General features: G+C 62.8%; 13 protein-coding genes. 5 read left to right on the top strand and 8 right to left on the bottom strand.

Annotated elements, in window-relative coordinates:
* The first annotated feature begins 141 nt into the window (after nucleotides 1-141).
* Nucleotides 142-888, top strand: a complete 747-nt coding sequence (locus ACF8Q6_RS22220; RefSeq protein ID WP_392492607.1) for an SDR family oxidoreductase — start codon at nucleotides 142-144, stop codon at nucleotides 886-888.
* A 9-nt stretch (nucleotides 889-897) separates the two neighbouring features.
* Here the strand turns inward: ACF8Q6_RS22220 and ACF8Q6_RS22215 are convergent, their stop codons facing one another.
* From ACF8Q6_RS22215 to ACF8Q6_RS22195, 5 genes are all read right to left on the bottom strand, one after another.
* Complete coding sequence (locus tag ACF8Q6_RS22215) at nucleotides 898-2,964, bottom strand: PAS domain-containing protein (protein WP_392492605.1); 2,067 nt, start codon at nucleotides 2,962-2,964, stop codon at nucleotides 898-900.
* A gap of 62 nt (nucleotides 2,965-3,026) precedes the next feature.
* A complete protein-coding gene (locus ACF8Q6_RS22210) occupies nucleotides 3,027-4,688 on the bottom strand; it encodes a PAS domain-containing protein (RefSeq protein ID WP_392492603.1) in 1,662 nt (553 codons plus the stop codon).
* Between the two features lie 57 nt (nucleotides 4,689-4,745).
* A complete protein-coding gene (mapR, locus tag ACF8Q6_RS22205) occupies nucleotides 4,746-6,155 on the bottom strand; it encodes a GntR family transcriptional regulator MpaR (RefSeq protein ID WP_003247831.1) in 1,410 nt (469 codons plus the stop codon).
* A 50-nt stretch (nucleotides 6,156-6,205) separates the two neighbouring features.
* Nucleotides 6,206-7,609: a cytochrome c oxidase accessory protein CcoG gene (ccoG, locus tag ACF8Q6_RS22200; protein ID WP_392492601.1), complete on the bottom strand. Its 1,404-nt coding sequence runs from the start codon at nucleotides 7,607-7,609 to the stop codon at nucleotides 6,206-6,208.
* A 121-nt stretch (nucleotides 7,610-7,730) separates the two neighbouring features.
* Nucleotides 7,731-7,970, bottom strand: coding sequence for a DUF3203 family protein (locus ACF8Q6_RS22195; RefSeq protein ID WP_003247835.1), 240 nt, complete (start codon nucleotides 7,968-7,970; stop codon nucleotides 7,731-7,733).
* A 168-nt stretch (nucleotides 7,971-8,138) separates the two neighbouring features.
* On the opposite strand from ACF8Q6_RS22195, the gene ACF8Q6_RS22190 reads away from it, so the two are divergent.
* On the top strand, nucleotides 8,139-8,657 hold the full coding sequence (locus tag ACF8Q6_RS22190; protein ID WP_392492599.1) for an MgtC/SapB family protein: 519 nt from the start codon (nucleotides 8,139-8,141) through the stop codon (nucleotides 8,655-8,657).
* Nucleotides 8,658-9,189: 532 nt separating this feature from the next.
* Here the strand turns inward: ACF8Q6_RS22190 and ACF8Q6_RS22185 are convergent.
* The 3 genes from ACF8Q6_RS22185 to ACF8Q6_RS22175 all read right to left on the bottom strand — a co-directional run bounded on the left by ACF8Q6_RS22185 (nucleotide 9,190) and on the right by ACF8Q6_RS22175 (nucleotide 11,461).
* The gene (locus ACF8Q6_RS22185) at nucleotides 9,190-10,089 is read right to left on the bottom strand and encodes a hydroxymethylglutaryl-CoA lyase (RefSeq protein ID WP_003247838.1); all 900 of its coding nucleotides are present in this window, start codon (nucleotides 10,087-10,089) and stop codon (nucleotides 9,190-9,192) included.
* Nucleotides 10,090-10,108: 19 nt separating this feature from the next.
* Entirely contained in the window at nucleotides 10,109-10,507 is a 399-nt protein-coding gene (locus ACF8Q6_RS22180) for a MerR family DNA-binding transcriptional regulator (protein WP_003247847.1), read from the bottom strand.
* A 75-nt stretch (nucleotides 10,508-10,582) separates the two neighbouring features.
* The gene (locus tag ACF8Q6_RS22175) at nucleotides 10,583-11,461 is read right to left on the bottom strand and encodes a helix-turn-helix domain-containing protein (protein WP_003247849.1); all 879 of its coding nucleotides are present in this window, start codon (nucleotides 11,459-11,461) and stop codon (nucleotides 10,583-10,585) included.
* Nucleotides 11,462-11,633: 172 nt separating this feature from the next.
* Between ACF8Q6_RS22175 and pobA the strand changes: the two genes are divergently transcribed.
* From pobA to ACF8Q6_RS22160, 3 genes are all read left to right on the top strand, one after another.
* Complete coding sequence (gene pobA / locus ACF8Q6_RS22170; RefSeq protein WP_014753390.1) at nucleotides 11,634-12,821, top strand: 4-hydroxybenzoate 3-monooxygenase; 1,188 nt, start codon at nucleotides 11,634-11,636, stop codon at nucleotides 12,819-12,821.
* A gap of 150 nt (nucleotides 12,822-12,971) precedes the next feature.
* Entirely contained in the window at nucleotides 12,972-14,762 is a 1,791-nt protein-coding gene (ggt, locus tag ACF8Q6_RS22165; protein ID WP_392492596.1) for a gamma-glutamyltransferase, read from the top strand.
* Between the two features lie 44 nt (nucleotides 14,763-14,806).
* Nucleotides 14,807-15,688 carry a LysR substrate-binding domain-containing protein gene (locus ACF8Q6_RS22160; RefSeq protein ID WP_003247855.1) on the top strand — a complete coding sequence of 294 codons (882 nt, stop codon included), beginning with the start codon at nucleotides 14,807-14,809 and terminating at the stop codon, nucleotides 15,686-15,688.
* Nucleotides 15,689-15,872: the final 184 nt, after the last annotated feature.

Genomic DNA, 15,872 nt, shown 5'->3' with positions numbered 1-15,872 from the left:
ATCAAGATCAAAAGCCAGATCAACAGCCAGATCAACAGCCACATCAACAGCAGAGGGTTGGCTGTGCTGATCTTCGTCATTCCAACGCAGCGCCATTTCGCCTATTGTCGATGCTCCCTTCCCCAAACCATTGGCAAACCCATGGAGAACGTCATTGTCATCACCGGCGGCAGCCGCGGCATCGGCGCCGCCACTGCGCTGTTGGCCGCCCGCCAGGGCTACCGCATCTGCATCAACTATCACGCCGATGACCAAGCCGCCGAAGCCATCCTCAGCCAGGTCCGCGCCCTGGGCGCCGAGGCCATCGCGGTGCGCGCCGACGTCAGCGTCGAGGATGAAATCATCCAGCTGTTCCTGCGCGTCGACGATGAACTAGGCCCGATCACCGCACTGGTCAACAACGCCGGCACCATCGGCCAGCAGAGCAGGGTCGAGGACATGTCCGAGTTCCGTCTGCTGAACGTCATGAAGACCAACGTCGTCGGCCCCATGCTCTGCGCCAAGCACGCCCTGCTGCGCATGGCGCGCCGGCATGGCGGGCAAGGCGGGGCCATCGTCAACGTATCATCGGTCGCCGCACGCCTGGGTTCGCCCAACGAGTATGTCGACTATGCCGCCTCCAAGGGCGCGCTCGACACCTTCACCATCGGCCTGGCCAAAGAAGTGGCAGGCGAGGGCGTACGCGTCAATGGCGTACGACCAGGCTATATCCATACCGGTTTCCATGCGCTTTCGGGTGACCCGGACCGCGTCAGCAAGCTTGAATCTGGCTTGCCCATGGGCCGAGGAGGGCATCCCGAGGAAGTGGCCGAGGCCATCCTCTGGTTGCTTTCGGACAAAGCCTCCTATGCCACCGGCAGCTTCATCGACCTGGGCGGCGGGCGCTGAGCGCGCCCGTCAAGGTTCCAGCAGCTCGCGAACCCGCTCTGCCAGTGCTTCCAGTTCGAACGGCTTGGTCAACACCAACGTACCTTGCAGCGGTTGGCCGTCGCTGAGCGCCGCGCTCTCATCGTAACCGGTGATCAACAGCACCTTGAGGTCCGGGTAGCGCTCACGGCAGCGTTCGGCTACCTGGCGGCCATTCAGGCCGCCAGGCAGGCCGACATCGCTCAGCAGCAAGTCTGGCCGTTCGCCGCTTTGCAGGTGGGTGAGGGCAGACGGACCGTTCTCGAAGGCGTCCACCCGATAGCCCAGCTCTTCCAACACTTCGCCAATCACCAGGCGCAAGGCCGTCTGGTCTTCAACCAACAGAATGCGTTTTGCAGTCTCGCTGCTTCTTTGCAAGAGCGTGCGCGGAGGTTTGCTGATTGGCGCCTGGGCTTGCTCGTGGTGGCGGGGTAACAGCAGCTCGATGCGGGTACCCTCGCCAGGCACCGACAGCACCCGTAATTGCCCACCCGACTGGCGCACGAAGCCATAGGTCATGGACAGACCCAGGCCGGTGCCCTGGCCCATCGGCTTGGTGGTGAAGAACGGCTCGACCGCGCGCTCGACAACTTCAGCCGACATGCCGCTACCGTTGTCGACGACGCTCAGCCGTACGAACTCGCTGGCCGGCAGTTCCAGTGCCACGGCCTGCTCGTCGTCAAGCTGCAGGTTGTCGCCAATGATCTCGATCACACCCCCGGCAGGCATGGCATCGCGCGCGTTGATGCATAAGTTGAGCAAGGCGCTTTCCAGTTGGGGAGGGTCGATGAAGGTCGGCCACAGCTGGCTGGCAAAGCGGCTGCTCAGGGTAATCGCCGGGCCGATGGTGCGGCGCAGCAGGTCTTCCATGCCGGCCACCAAGGTGGCCACTTGTGTGGAGCAGGGTTGCAGGGTCTGCTGGCGGGAGAAGGCCAGCAGCCGGTGCACCAGCGAAGAGGCCCGCTGCGCCGCGCTGCTGGACAGCTCCAGCAAGGGCGCCAGGGCGTCGAAGCGTGACTGCTCCAGGCGTTGCCGCATCAACTCCTGGGCGCCCAGGATGCCGCCCAGCAAATTGTTGAAGTCGTGGGCTATGCCGCCACTGAGCTGGCCTACGGCTTCCATCTTCTGTGCCTGGCGCAGCGCCGCTTCGGCCTTGGCCAGGCGTTCCTGCTCCTGTACTCGCTCACTGATGTCATAGGCGAACAGAAACGCGCCCTGTACCTCGCCTTTGGGGTCGCGCAAGGCGTTGAAGCGCAACTCATAATGGCGCAGCGCGGGGGGCCTGCCGAAGGTGCCGATCTCGATGAACTGCTCGCCTGCCAGGGCGCGCTGCCACATCGGCAGAACAGGCGTCTGGCCGGCGGCGCCATCCTCGAACAACCCGGGCAGGTAGTCGCCGATTTCGGGTGTCCTCCCGTACAGCAGGTGGAAGTCATGCCTGGCCTGGCGATTGACAGCCAGCCAGCGCAGGTCCTTGTCGATCACATGCACGTTGACCACACTGTGATCGACCAGCTCGGCAAACAAGCGTCGCTCCGCCAGTGCGGCATTCACCCGTAGTTCGAGCTCTTCGTTCAGGCGCTGCAGAGCCTGCTCTGCACGCCGGCGTTCGGTGACATCCTTGAACAATACCGCGACCTGGCGTTTCTCGGCAGGTTCTATGCGAAAAGTGGTCACCGACAGCACGTGGCCCGTGGCAATCAGTTCCTGCTCGAAGTGCAGCGGTTCGCCGGTGCGAAGCACCGCGCCATAGCGGGCCACCCAGTCATCCGCCTCATCGGGCACCATCTCGCGCAGTTTTTGCCCGACCACGTTGGGGATGCCGGCGTGTTTGGCATAGGCTGCGTTGGCCAGTACGTGCACGTAGTCACTCAGGGGGCCATGGGGGCCATCGAAGAACTCGATGATGCAGAAGCCTTCGTCCATGGTGTCGAACAGTGAGCGATAGAAGTCCTGGTCGTGCGCCAGGTGGCTTGCAAGCCGTTGCTCCAGCAGTGTGTTCTGTCGCTGGAGGTCTTCGACTTGTTGGCGCAGTGAGTTCAGATCACGAGAAGGCATGCCTGCGTCCGGCCAATGAAAAGTCCTGACTTTAACGTGTTCACCTGTAGGCGAATAGCTGCTCAGTGCGACTGGGCGGTGCTCCCCAGCAGCCGTTCAAGCGCCTGGGCAAGTGCTTGAAGATCGAATGGCTTGGCCAGCAGTTCGGTGCGCCGGTCGGGCCGCGCTTTTGCCGTACTGTGCGCAGCGTCACGGCCTGTAATCAGCAGCACCGCTGCATGGGGTGCAATACCTCGACAGGCGTCCGCGAGTTGGTAGCCATCGATACCCCCTGGCAGGCCGAGATCGGTGATCAGCAAGTCCGGCGCAGGGGCTTCCTGCAAGGCCTTGTATGCCTCGCGGCCATCTTCGAATGCCTGAACCTCATGGCCCTGGTCTAGCAATACCTCCAGCATGACCAGGCGCAGGGCCGGCTCGTCTTCCACCAGCATCACCTTGCACACGCGCTGCTGAAGCGAGGCCGCAGGGGCAGGCCCTTCGACGTGGGGGCTGGGTGAAGCGGCGGCGATGCTTTCATCGCAGGGGAGATACAGGCTGATGGCCGTACCCTGGCCAGGCGTGCTATCGATGACCACCTGGCCACCGGATTGCCGCACAAAGCCGTAGACCATGGACAGCCCAAGGCCAGTGCCCTGGCCGAGCGGCTTGGTGGTGAAGAAGGGCTCAAGGGCGCGCAGCATCACTTCCTTGGACATGCCCATGCCGGTGTCTTCAACGCGGATACGCAGAAACTGGCCAGCGGCCAAGCCCAGCTGTCTGGCTTCGGCGCCTTGCACTTCGACATTGGCGCAACCGATGCTCAAGGTGCCGCCAAGCGGCATGGCGTCACGGGCGTTGATGCACAGGTTGAGCAGCGCGTTTTCCAGTTGCTGTGCGTCTATTCGGATAGGCCAGAGTCCGGCATGCGTCTGGTCGCGGTAGTCGACATAGGGGCCGGTGGAGCTGCTGATCAGGTCGTGCATACCGGCCACCAGTTGCTGCACATCGACCCGTTGCGGGACCAGCGTCTGCTGCCGTGAGAATGCCAGCAAGCGCTGCACCAAGGCTGCGGCGCGTTGGGCATTGTGCCGGCTGAGTTCAAGCAGCTGCGCAGTGTCCGCCAGGCGTTGCTGCACCAGACGTTGCCCGGCCAGTTCCAGGGCGCCAAGGATGCTGGCCAGCAGGTTGTTGAAATCATGGGCAATCCCGCCGGTCAACTGGCCGACCGCCTCCATTTTCTGCGCCTGGCGCAGTGCTTCTTCGGCCTGCTGCAGGCGTTCCTGTTCGGTCACGCGCTGCGTGATGTCATAGGCGAACAGGTAGCCGCCCTGAATTCGCTGCTGAGCATCGAGCCACGGGTGGTAGCGAATTTCGTAGTGGCGTGGTGCATCGTCCAGCCCGAAGGTGACGGTGTCGATGAACGCTTCCCCTGCCAGTATGCGCGGCCATATCGGGGCCAGGCGGCCCATGATGTCGGGTTGATCGGTCAGGAACTGGGGTACGTAATCGCCAATCTGCGGCACGAAGCCTCGGTAACGCTCGAAGGTTTCGCGTGCCGTGCGGTTGATGGCCAACAGGCGCATCCTGCGGTCGGCAGCAAACACGTTGGCCGGGCTGTTGTCGAGCAGTTCTCCAAGCAGCTTGTCATGCGCCTGGACGCTATCTTCGCGCTCTGCCAGGCGTGCTTCCAGTTCTGCGACACGCGCCTGCAACTGGGCAAAGGACGCAAGCGTATCTGGCGACATGACGAGGGCCTGATGATCGGATCGGGCAACTATAGTCGCCCCTCGGGCCCCTTGCTATCAGAACGAACGAATGATCCGCCCGAGGGTTTCCATGGCCTGTTCGGCGCCGTCATGCCAGGGGCTGCCGTAGTTCAGGCGGATGCAATTGCCGAAGCGTCGGGTGGGCGAAAAGATAGGTCCAGGGGCGATGCTGATGCCTTGGGCCAGGGCCATGTGGAACAGCTTGAGGGCGTCCATCTGCTCGGGCAGTTCCAGCCACAGGAAGTAGCCGCCGGAGGGCTGGCTGACCCGTGTCTGCGCCGGGAAGTGGCGGGCGATGGCTGCCAGCATGTTGGCCTGCTGGCCCTCCAGCGCGTAGCGCAGCTTGCGCAGGTGGCGGTCGTACCCGCCGTGTTGCAGGTAATCGGCGATGGCCGCCTGGGCCGGCATGGAGGCACAAAGGGAGGTCATCAGTTTCAACCGCTCGATCTTCTGCGCAAAGCGCCCGGCGGCCACCCAGCCAATGCGATAGCCCGGTGCCAGGCTTTTGGCGAACGAACCGCAGTGCATGACCAGGCCCTGGGTGTCGAAGGCCTTGGCGGGTTTGGGCGCCTGTTGCGAGTAGTACAGCTCGGCGTACACGTCGTCTTCGATCAACGGCACCTGATGGCGCGCCAGCAACTCCACCAAGGCCTGTTTCTTGGCCTCCGGCATGCTTGCACCCACCGGGTTCTGGAAGTTGGTCATGCACCACACGGCCTTTACCGGGTGCTTTTCCAGGGTCTGCGCCAGCACCCCCAGGTCCATGCCCTCGCGTGGGTGCACGGGGATTTCCACGGCCTTGAGCTTGAGCCGCTCCAGCACCTGCAGGCAGGCATAGAAGGCGGGGGCCTCGATGGCGACCAGGTCGCCCGGCTGGGTCACGGCCTGCAGGCACAGGTTCAGGGCCTCCAGTGCGCCGTTGGTGATCAGCAGCTCTTCCATCGGCAGCATCAGCCCACCGACCATGTAGCGCAGGGCGATCTGCCGGCGCAGCTGCGGGTTGCCGGGGGACAGATCGGTCACCACCATGCGCGGGTCCATGCTGCGGCTGGCACTGGCCAGTGAGCGCGACAGGCGTTGCAGCGGGAACAGCTCAGGGCTGGGAAAGGCTGAGCCGAAGGCAATGGTGTTGGGGTCCTTGATCGAGTCGAGGATCGAAAATACCAAGGCGCTGACGTCGACATCGGTAGACTCGCTCACCGGCTGCAGCGCCTGCGGCTCGCTGAACTGACGCGGAACGTGGGCGTTGACGAAATACCCGGAGCGCGGCCGGGCGCGGATCAGCCCGCGGCGTTCCAGCAGGTAATAGGCCTGGAACACGGTAGACGGGCTGACCCCGTGGGTCTGGCTGGCGTAGCGCACGGACGGCACGCGCTGGCCGGGGCCCAGCACCCCGGAGCGGATCAGTTCGGCAATGTCATCGGCGAAGCGTTCGTAGCGTTTCATTCTGGCCTTCTGTCCAAGCCTGGCAGGCAAGGTGGCGTGAGTGTAAGGGATCAGCGGTTCATGGGGGCGACAAAGCGACTATGCGCCACGCTGCGGATAGCGGGATCGTCACGCTCGCTGATTTCAAAGCTCAGCGTCTGCGAGCTGCTGGTCGGGCGCTCCGCGAGCATTGCCACCGACACCGGCAGTTCGCTCATTTCGCCAGCTGGGATGACCAGTGCGCTACTGCCCTGCAGGGTGAAACCGTCAGCGTCCAGCAGGCGCAATTGATAGTGCTGGGTACGTTCGGTCTTGTTGATGACTTTGAGCAGGTAAATGTTCTCGATCTGGCCTTGGGCGTTTTCGCGGAACAGGCCGCGGTCCTTGATCACATCCAGCGATACCATCGGGCGCATCTGCAGGGCCACCACCAGTGCCCCGATCATGACCAGCAGTGCGGCAGCGTAGCCCAACAGGCGCGGGCGCAGCCAGTGGGTGGTGCCGCCTTGCAGGCTGTGCTCGGACTTGTAGCCAATCAGGCCGCGGGCGTAACCCATCTTGTCCATTACCCCGTCACAGGCGTCGATGCACGCGGCACAGCCGATGCAAGCCATCTGCAAGCCATCACGGATGTCGATGCCGGTGGGGCACACCTGCACGCACAGGGTGCAATCGATGCAGTCACCCAGTCCCTGGGCACCGACATCACTGCCTTTTTTGCGCGGACCACGGGCTTCGCCACGACGCGGGTCGTAAGCGACCGCCAGGGTGTCCTTGTCGAACATCACGCTCTGGAAGCGCGCATACGGGCACATGTGCAGGCACACCGCTTCACGCAGCAGGCCGGCATTGATGTAGGTAGCGGCCGTGAAGAACAGCACCCAGAACAGTGCCACACCGCCCAGTTGCAAGGTGAGCAATTCTGCGGCCAGTGGGCGGATCGGGGTGAAGTAGCCGACGAAGGTCAGCCCCGTGAGCACGCCAATGACCAACCACAGGCTGTGCTTGAGCGTGCGACGGGCCAGTTTGTTCAGGCTCCAGGGCGCCGAGGCCAGCTTGATGCGCTGGTTGCGGTCCCCCTCGGTAACCTTTTCGCACCACATGAATAGCCAGGTCCAGGTGCTTTGTGGGCAACTGTAACCGCACCAGACGCGCCCGGCGTAGACGGTGATGGCGAACAGGCCAAAGGCACAGATGATCAGCAACGCCGACAGCAGGATGAAGTCCTGTGGCCAGAAGGTGGCGCCGAAGATGTGGAACTTGCTGTTTCCCAGGTCCCACAGTACGGCTTGGCGGCCGTTCCAGTTCAGCCAGGCCGTGCCGAAGAACAGCACGAACAGGGCGCCGGCAAAGCCGATGCGCAGGTTACGGTAAAGCCCGGTAAAGCTGCGGGTCTGGATGCCGCTGTCGGTGCGTCGTGCTTGGATGCTGGCTGGGGCGGTGGCGATCTCTGTAAAAGGGATTCTATCGTTCATGGTTCGGTGCTCATCAGGCCTCGATCAGGCATGAGCACTATGGCGCTGAAGCTGTTATCAGCACAGGTTCAGATTTTACGATAAAAACCATATCACATTTGCCGCATGACCCCGCCAGGCCTCATATCACCGAACCTGGCGCGCTGGCCTTCAGATGCCTGCGGCTATCCACCGCACCCGCCACGGTCAGTGCATCGGCCTCGGTTTCGGTAATGGGCACGCGTTGGCCGGCCAGTATGGCCACCGACATGCGCAACTGTTCGTCGGTGATGATTTCGATATCCGGGCCTTCGCCCTCGATGCGCAGGCCTTCGCCGATCAGTGTGCAGCGGCGGGTGGTTTCGTCGATTTCAATGGGCATGGTGGGTCCTCCCGGGGTAATTACAGGGTGGACCACGGTCAGGGGCCAGTTGCTGCATCAGCAAGCTGAGCGGCACTTTGTAATACGTGTGGCGGTCAACCATGCAGAGGGCAGGCCTGCTGACGTGGCGGGCGGATTCATGAAGCTCAAGCAGGGGAAACAACTGCGATGGACATCATCTGGCAAGCAATCCAGGCGGAATTCGCCGATGTCACCGATGAGCGCGAGGTGACGCAAATCCTTGTGCGCTTGCTGATGGCTGCTGTGCTTGGCGCAGTACTGGGCTTCGAGCGCGAACACAAGGGTAAGTCTGCCGGGGTGCGTACCCACATGCTGGTGTCGCTGGGGGCCGCCCTGTTCGTACTGTCGCCCAGTATGGCGGGGGCCGATGAACAGGCACTCAGTCGGGTGATCCAGGGCATCGTTGCCGGTATCGGTTTTCTCGGTGCGGGTACCATTCTGAAGGGTAACGGCCGGGACACCAGCCATGTGAAGGGCCTGACGACCGCTGCCGGGCTATGGATGACGGCTGCCATTGGCACGGCGGCTGGCATGGGGCGCGAAGCCACGGCGCTGATCAGCACGGTACTGGCCCTGCTGGTACTGGGCACGATGCCGTTGCTGGTGGAGAAGGTCGAAGGACAGGATGAGGAGAAGCAGAAGGAGGAAGAGGGCAGGAAGCACTGAGGGGAGCCGAAGCTCCCCTCAAAGCGTTGTTGCCTGCTCTTTTTTTATTATTGGGACCGGCCTATTGTTGTTTTTGTCGGCTTGTCCTGGTGTTGCGGGTGACCCCCATGCGGGGTCAAGAGCAAACGTATTTTTTTGAGCGCTGACCTGCTTTCATCATTGCTGATCCGAACCTGGCTGCCGCTACCTTGAGGTAGTTTTATTGTTCTGTGCCAGACCGCGGGGCGAACCCCTGAAAAGCGTGTCGACTCCAAAAAAATCTGCTTGCTACGCCTCTGCCGTGTTGTTCTCGTTATGTCAGAGCCGTTACCTGTTGTTTTTATTGGGTATCGCGTTTTTTTTGTTCTTGTACCAGAGATATAGCAGGGTGCGTGCCAACTTTTAAAATCCCTTTTAAATCAATGATTTAAGAATTTTGGTCGACACCGCCCCGCCTGAAATTCTGCCGATTTGTTTCCCTGTTACCCGATTTTTTGCTGTGAAATGTGCGGGAGGTAACACTTCACCCACACCAATGTGACACCCGTGTGACCTATTGTGCGCTGCACGCCCGTGCTACCCGCGACCCGTTGTCGCGGCCCAGCACGCCGCTGATGCGCTGGCCGGCGGCTATCAGCCGGCCCAGGTCGATGCCGGTTTCAATGCCAAGCCCCTGCAGCAGGTACACAACGTCTTCACTGGCGATATTGCCGGTAGCACCCTTGGCGTAAGGGCAGCCGCCCAGCCCGGCTACCGAGCTGTCGAATACGCTGATGCCCTCGAGCAGGCTGGCATAGACGTTGGCCAAGGCCTGGCCGTAAGTGTCATGGAAGTGTCCGGCCAACTGCTCGCGCGGTACCTGGGCCGATACCACCTCGAACAGGCGCCGGGTGTCGCCTGCGGTACCGGTGCCAATGGTGTCACCCAGCGAGACCTCGTAGCAGCCCATGTCGTGCAGGGCGCGGGCCACCGGGGCCACCTGCTCGGCGCTGACCTTGCCTTCGTAAGGGCAGCCGAGCACACATGACACATACCCGCGCACGCGCACGCCGTGGCTGCGCGCAGCGTCCATGATGGGTTCGAAGCGCTTGAGGCTTTCGCTGATCGAGCAATTGATGTTGCGTTGCGAGAACGCTTCGGAGGCGGCAGCGAACACCGCTACTTCCTTGACCCCGGCAGCCAGGGCGTCCTCGAACCCGCGCAGGTTCGGCGCCAGTGCGGCATACGTCACACCGGGGCGCTGCTGGATGCCGGCGAATACCTCGGCAGAGCCGGCCATCTGTGGCACCCACTTGGGTGACACGAAACTGCCCACTTCTATATAGGCCAGGCCCGCTTCGGTGAGGTCGTTGACCAGGCGTACCTTGTCGGCGACGCTGATGGGCTGGGCTTCGTTCTGCAGGCCGTCGCGGGGGCCGACTTCGACCAGGCGGACGTGTTTGGGCAAGGACATGGCGGGTTTCCTGTGGCGTTCAGCGGTTGTCTTTGTTGTTCAGGGTGGCGGCCAGGGCTTGTTCGCAGCGCTCCTGGGCGGTGTCCAGTTCCAGTTGCATCTGGTGGATGTCCAGCATCTGCTGCTCCAGCTGGGCGCGGCGCTCGGCAATCTTCGCCAGCATGCTGTTGAGCTGTTTGAGGTTGCCGCTGGTGGGGTCGTACAGTTCGATCAACTCGCGGCACTCGGCCAGGGAGAAGCCAATGCGCTTGCCGCGCAGGATGAGCTTCAGGCTGACCTTGTCGCGCGGTGAGTAGATACGTTCCAGGCCACGGCGCTCAGGGCTGAGCAGGCCCTGTTCTTCGTAGAAGCGGATAGCGCGGGTGGTGATGTCCAGTTCGCGGGACAGGTCGGAGATGCTGTAGGTCTGAGTGCTCATGCTCGGGCTCGGCGTGGGGTATGCGGATATCCTGAGGGCAGGTTGACGTATACGTCAAGAAGAGGCCGCCAAGGATTATTCCGACAACCCTGATCTGCGATACGCATTGGGCGTTTGCCCACTCAAGCGCTTGAACCACCGGGCGAAGTAGGTCGGGTCGGTAAACCCCAGGCTGTCCGACAACTGCCCAATGCTCATCCGCGTGTAAATAAGGTTGCGTCGCGCCTCCAGCAACAACCGCTGGTGCACCACCTGCAATGCAGTCTGACCGCTCAGTGCCCGGCACAGCTGGTTCAGTTGCAAACTCGGAATATTCAACCGCGCGGCAAAGTCTTCAACCGACAGATGCTCGCGGTAATGCGCTTCGACCAAGCGCAAGTATTGCCCCAGCAACAGGCGATCACGTTCATCACGGTTACGCGGTGCCTGCCCTTGCTGCTGACGGCGGCTGATCCACACCATCAGCGCGGTCACCAACGCTTCCAGCATCGCGGCGCGTGCCGGGGCATTGCCTTGGTACTCCCGCTGCAAGGTGTCGACCAGGCTGCGCAGGTGCACGCGGTCATGGCCCAACGGATAACACGCAGGCTGGGCCAGCACCGTCAGTGGCGCGCCCAGGCGCTGTTCCAGGTTCGCTACAAGGGCAGTACCAAAGGTCAGGACATAGCCCTGGATATCGGCGCTGAAGCGAAAGCCATGCACGGTCATCGGTGGCACGACCTGGATCGCCGCTTCGCCGATGGCACTGCGCACGCCCTCGATTTCCACCTGCGCCTGGCCACGCTGTACATACAGCAGCTGGAACAGCTCGGCATGCTGGTGCGGCTTGATCTCCCAGTGATGCAGGCGGCTGCGTGCCGGGATCGACTCGCAGTGCAGCAGGTCGGTGCCGGGCCAGGCCTGATTTTCGCCATACAGCTTGAACAACGGGACGCCGGGGAGGGTGGATTTCATCTGGGTTGGCCTGTCCGTTAATCGAACGCTTTTCGTAAAAGTGCAGGTTTTTTATGGAATAGCACACTTAAACGGCGTTTTCTGCCAGTAAAAATGCAATGGCAAACCCTAACAGCAGATGCCGCCCCGCTGCCAGTCCCGGGCCGGTATCGCCCGAACAGAGACAACAACAATGAAAACTCAGGTTGCAATTATTGGTGCAGGTCCGTCTGGCCTGCTGCTGGGCCAACTGCTGCACAAGGCCGGTATCGATAACATCATCGTCGAACGCCAGACCGCCGAGTACGTACTAGGCCGCATCCGCGCCGGGGTGCTGGAGCAAGGCACGGTCGACCTGCTGCGCGAGGCCGGCGTGGCCGAGCGCATGGACCGTGAAGGCCTGGTGCACGAGGGGGTCGAGCTGTTGGTTGGCGGGCGCCGTCAACGCCTGGACCTCAAGGCGCTGACCGGTGGCAAGACGGTGATGGTCTATGGCCAGACCGAGGTCACCCGTGACCTGATGCAGGCCCGTGAAGCCAGTGGTGCGCCGATCATCTATTCAGCCGCCAACGTTCAGCCGCATGAATTGAAAGGCGAGAAGCCCTACCTGACGTTCGAAAAGGATGGCCGGGTACAGCGGGTTGACTGCGACTATATCGCCGGCTGCGACGGCTTCCACGGCATCTCGCGGCAGAGCATCCCGGAGGGTGTGCTGAAGCAGTATGAACGGGTTTACCCGTTTGGCTGGCTGGGGCTGCTGTCGGACACACCGCCGGTCAATCACGAGCTGATCTACGCCCACCATGCGCGCGGTTTCGCGTTGTGTAGCCAACGCTCGCAAACACGCAGCCGCTACTACCTGCAGGTACCTTTGCAGGATCGGGTCGAGGAGTGGTCTGACGAGCGTTTCTGGGACGAACTGAAAGCCCGTTTGCCCGCCGAGGTGGCGGCGGACCTGGTCACAGGCCCCGCGTTGGAAAAAAGTATTGCGCCACTGCGTAGCCTGGTGGTCGAACCCATGCAGTATGGTCACCTGTTCCTGGTGGGTGACGCGGCGCACATCGTCCCCCCTACGGGTGCCAAAGGCCTTAACCTAGCGGCCTCGGACGTCAACTACCTGTACCGCATTCTGGTCAAGGTGTACCACGAAGGGCGCGTCGACCTGCTTGCGCAATACTCGCCGCTGGCCCTGCGCCGCGTGTGGAAGGGCGAGCGCTTCAGCTGGTTCATGACCCAACTGCTGCATGATTTCGGTAGCCACAAGGATGCCTGGGACCAGAAGATGCAGGAAGCTGACCGCGAGTACTTCCTGACCTCGCCGGCGGGGCTGGTGAACATTGCCGAGAACTATGTGGGGCTGCCGTTCGAAGAAGTGACCTGATCTGTCATTGTGCAAACCTGGCATTCATGCAGAGAGCAAGGGCTGCATTGGTCAGCGAATGGCTTGCCGGTAATTACACCAAGGCTTGAAGTCGAGACTGCGTATGACCGACAGTGCTTCGCTGAATAGGTGATGGCAGGATGCATGACGATGAAATATCCCACCCCGCTGATCGGCGCTTTGTGCCTGCTGGTTACCAGTAACTGGGCCGGTGCCGACCAGGTATTGCCCACGCCACCGGAACTGGCCTCCGGCTACCGCAGCGGTTTGCAGCCGGTGCACGCCAGCCGGCACATGGTTGCCGCCGCCAACCCGCTGGCCAGTGAAGCGGGGCGGGCGATGTTGCGTGCCGGCGGCAGTGCGATTGACGCCGCCATCGCCATGCAGATGGTGCTGACACTGGTCGAGCCGCAGTCCAGTGGGATCGGTGGCGGGGCGTTCATCCTGTACTGGGATGGCAAGCGCGTGCAGGCATTCGACGGGCGTGAGGCAGCACCTGCGGCGGTGACGGAAAAGCTGTTCCTGCAAGCCGATGGCACACCCATGCCGTTCCGGGTGGCGCAGATCGGTGGGCGTTCGGTGGGCGTGCCTGGGGTGCTGCGTGCCCTGAAACAGGCCCACGAGCAGCACGGCAAGTTGCCCTGGCACGCCCTGTTCGCCCCGGCCATCGCCTTGGCACGCAACGGCTTCGCGGTTTCCGAGCGCCTGCACACGCTACTGGCCGGGGACCCCTACATTGCCCGCTCACCCGCAATGGCTCGTTACTTCCTGGATGAACAGGGCAGGCCGCTGGCCGTGGGTACAATTCTGCGCAACCCTGAGTTGGCACAGACCTTCGAGCAGATCGCCGCACAGGGGCCCGAGGTGTTCTACAGCGGTGAAATTGCCGAAGCCATCGTCGCCAAGGTGCGTGGCCATGCCAATGCCGGGTATCTGTCGTTGCAGGACTTGCAGCAGTACCAGGCCAAGGAGCGCGAGCCGCTGTGCGGCCCCTACAAGGCCTGGCAAATATGCGGCATGCCGCCACCCTCCTCGGGTGGGGTGACTGTGCTGCAGACCTTGGGCCTGCTCGAAGCCGTGCAGCGCACCGCGCCGCAACGCGACCTGGCAGCGCTGCGACCGCTGGTCACCTCGTCCCCGGCACGCCTGGAAGCTCCGCCCTTGGCCGTGCACCTGATCGCCGAGGCCGAGCGCCTGGCCTACGCCGACCGCGCTCAGTACCTGGCCGACAACGACTACGTGCCCGTCCCGGTCAAGGCCCTGACCGATGCTGCTTATCTGGCCAGCCGCGCGGCGCTGATCGGCGAGTACAGCATGAAGCGCGCCCGTCCGGGCCGCCCGCAAGGAGCGGACCTGGCACTTGCGCCCGACCGCTCGCCACTGCGCATCTCCACCTCTCACCTCAGTGCGGTGGATGACAGCGGCCAGGCCCTGGCCATGACCACCTCGGTGGAGGCCGCATTTGGCTCGCACCTGATGGTCAAGGGCTTCCTGCTCAACAATCAGCTGACCGACTTCTCGTTCATCCCCCACGAGCACGGCAAGCCTGTGGCCAATCGGGTGCAGCCGGGCAAACGGCCGCTGTCGGCCATGGCGCCGACATTGGTGTTCTCGCGTGCCACGGGCGAGTTTGTCGCGAGCCTCGGTTCGCCGGGTGGTTCGCAGATCATCGGTTACGTGAACAAGGCACTGGTCGGCCTGCTGGATTGGCAGCTCGACCCGCAACAGGCCGCTGGCCTGCCCAACTTCGGCAGCCGCAATGCCGGCACCGAAGTGGAAGCAGGGCTGAGCAGCCCGGCGCTGATCCGCCAGTTGGCAGCCTGGGGCCATGAGGTGACACCGATGACCATGACCAGCGGCATGCAGATCATCCAGCGCAGCGGCGAGGGTTGGTCAGGCGGTGCCGATCCTCGGCGGGAAGGAGTGGCCCTCGGTGACTAGCCGTGATAGAACGCAGACTTGCCATTCAGTCGTTGAATATCTAGATGTCTATCAGCGTGAAATCGAATAGGGCTCTGTTCGACCTCGACCTGCTGCGCGCCATTGTCGTGGTGGCCGACTGCGGCAGCTTCACCACCGCTGCCGCGCGGCTGCATTCGACCCAGTCGACGATCAGCCAGAAAGTGCGCCGCCTGGAAGACATGGTCGGCCACCGCCTGCTGGTGCGGGGCAACCGTGATGTGCTGCCGACCGACGCCGGGCAGACCTTGCTCGGCTATGCCCGGCACATGCTGGCCCTGAACGATCAGATGCTTGAAGCCCTGGCCGGGGCGATGGTGGGCACCACGGTGCGGCTTGGTGTGCCCGAGGACTTCGTGGGCGGGCGTACCACCAATGCGCTGTCGGCATTCAGCCGGCTGCACCCACAGGTGAAGCTCGAAGTGACCAGCGGCTTGTGCCGTGACCTGAGCCAGGCCTACGACAATGGCGAACTTGACCTGGTGCTGCTCAAGCAGCGGCGCAACAGCCGTGAGGGCGTGGCCTGTTGGCCAGAGCGTCTGCAGTGGATCGACAGCGCACACACGCCTGCCTTCGAGCTGGACCCGATCCCGTTGGTCACCTTTCCGCCACGCGGCCTGTACCGCGAGGACATGATCAACGCCATCGAAGGCATGGGGCGGCGCTGGCGCATCAGCTTTACCAGTTCCAGCCTCAGTGGCATCCAGGCTGCGGTCGCCGATGGCATGGGTATCAGCCTGCTGCCACCCAGGGCGGCCACCGGCGAGCACAGGGTACTGGGGGCCGGGCAAGGGCTGCCGGAGGTCGACAGCTATGAGATCGTCATCGTGCACCGGCCGACGGCGGATGTGATGGTCAAGGCGTTGGCTGAGGTGATGACGCAGTTGCTGGCGGGCGGTGGGATCTGACGGTCAGAGGGAAATGCGCTTGCACATGACCCAACGCCAGCGCGATCACTGTGGGCTTTTCCGGCGAGCACGGGCTAAGCCCGTGCCATGCACCGTGCAGCCTGCTTAGCGGGCATGCCTGCTCCCACATTGACCGCCTGCAACCTTGAGCCTGCCCCAACCATTCATCGGCCACGGTGCGTTA

This window comes from Pseudomonas sp. GLN_2, assembly GCF_043106005.1.
GTDB classification, from domain to species: Bacteria; Pseudomonadota; Gammaproteobacteria; order Pseudomonadales; family Pseudomonadaceae; genus Aquipseudomonas; species Aquipseudomonas alloputida.
Note: the sequence above shows the minus strand (reverse complement) of the source record. Positions and strands in the feature narration are given on the sequence as shown.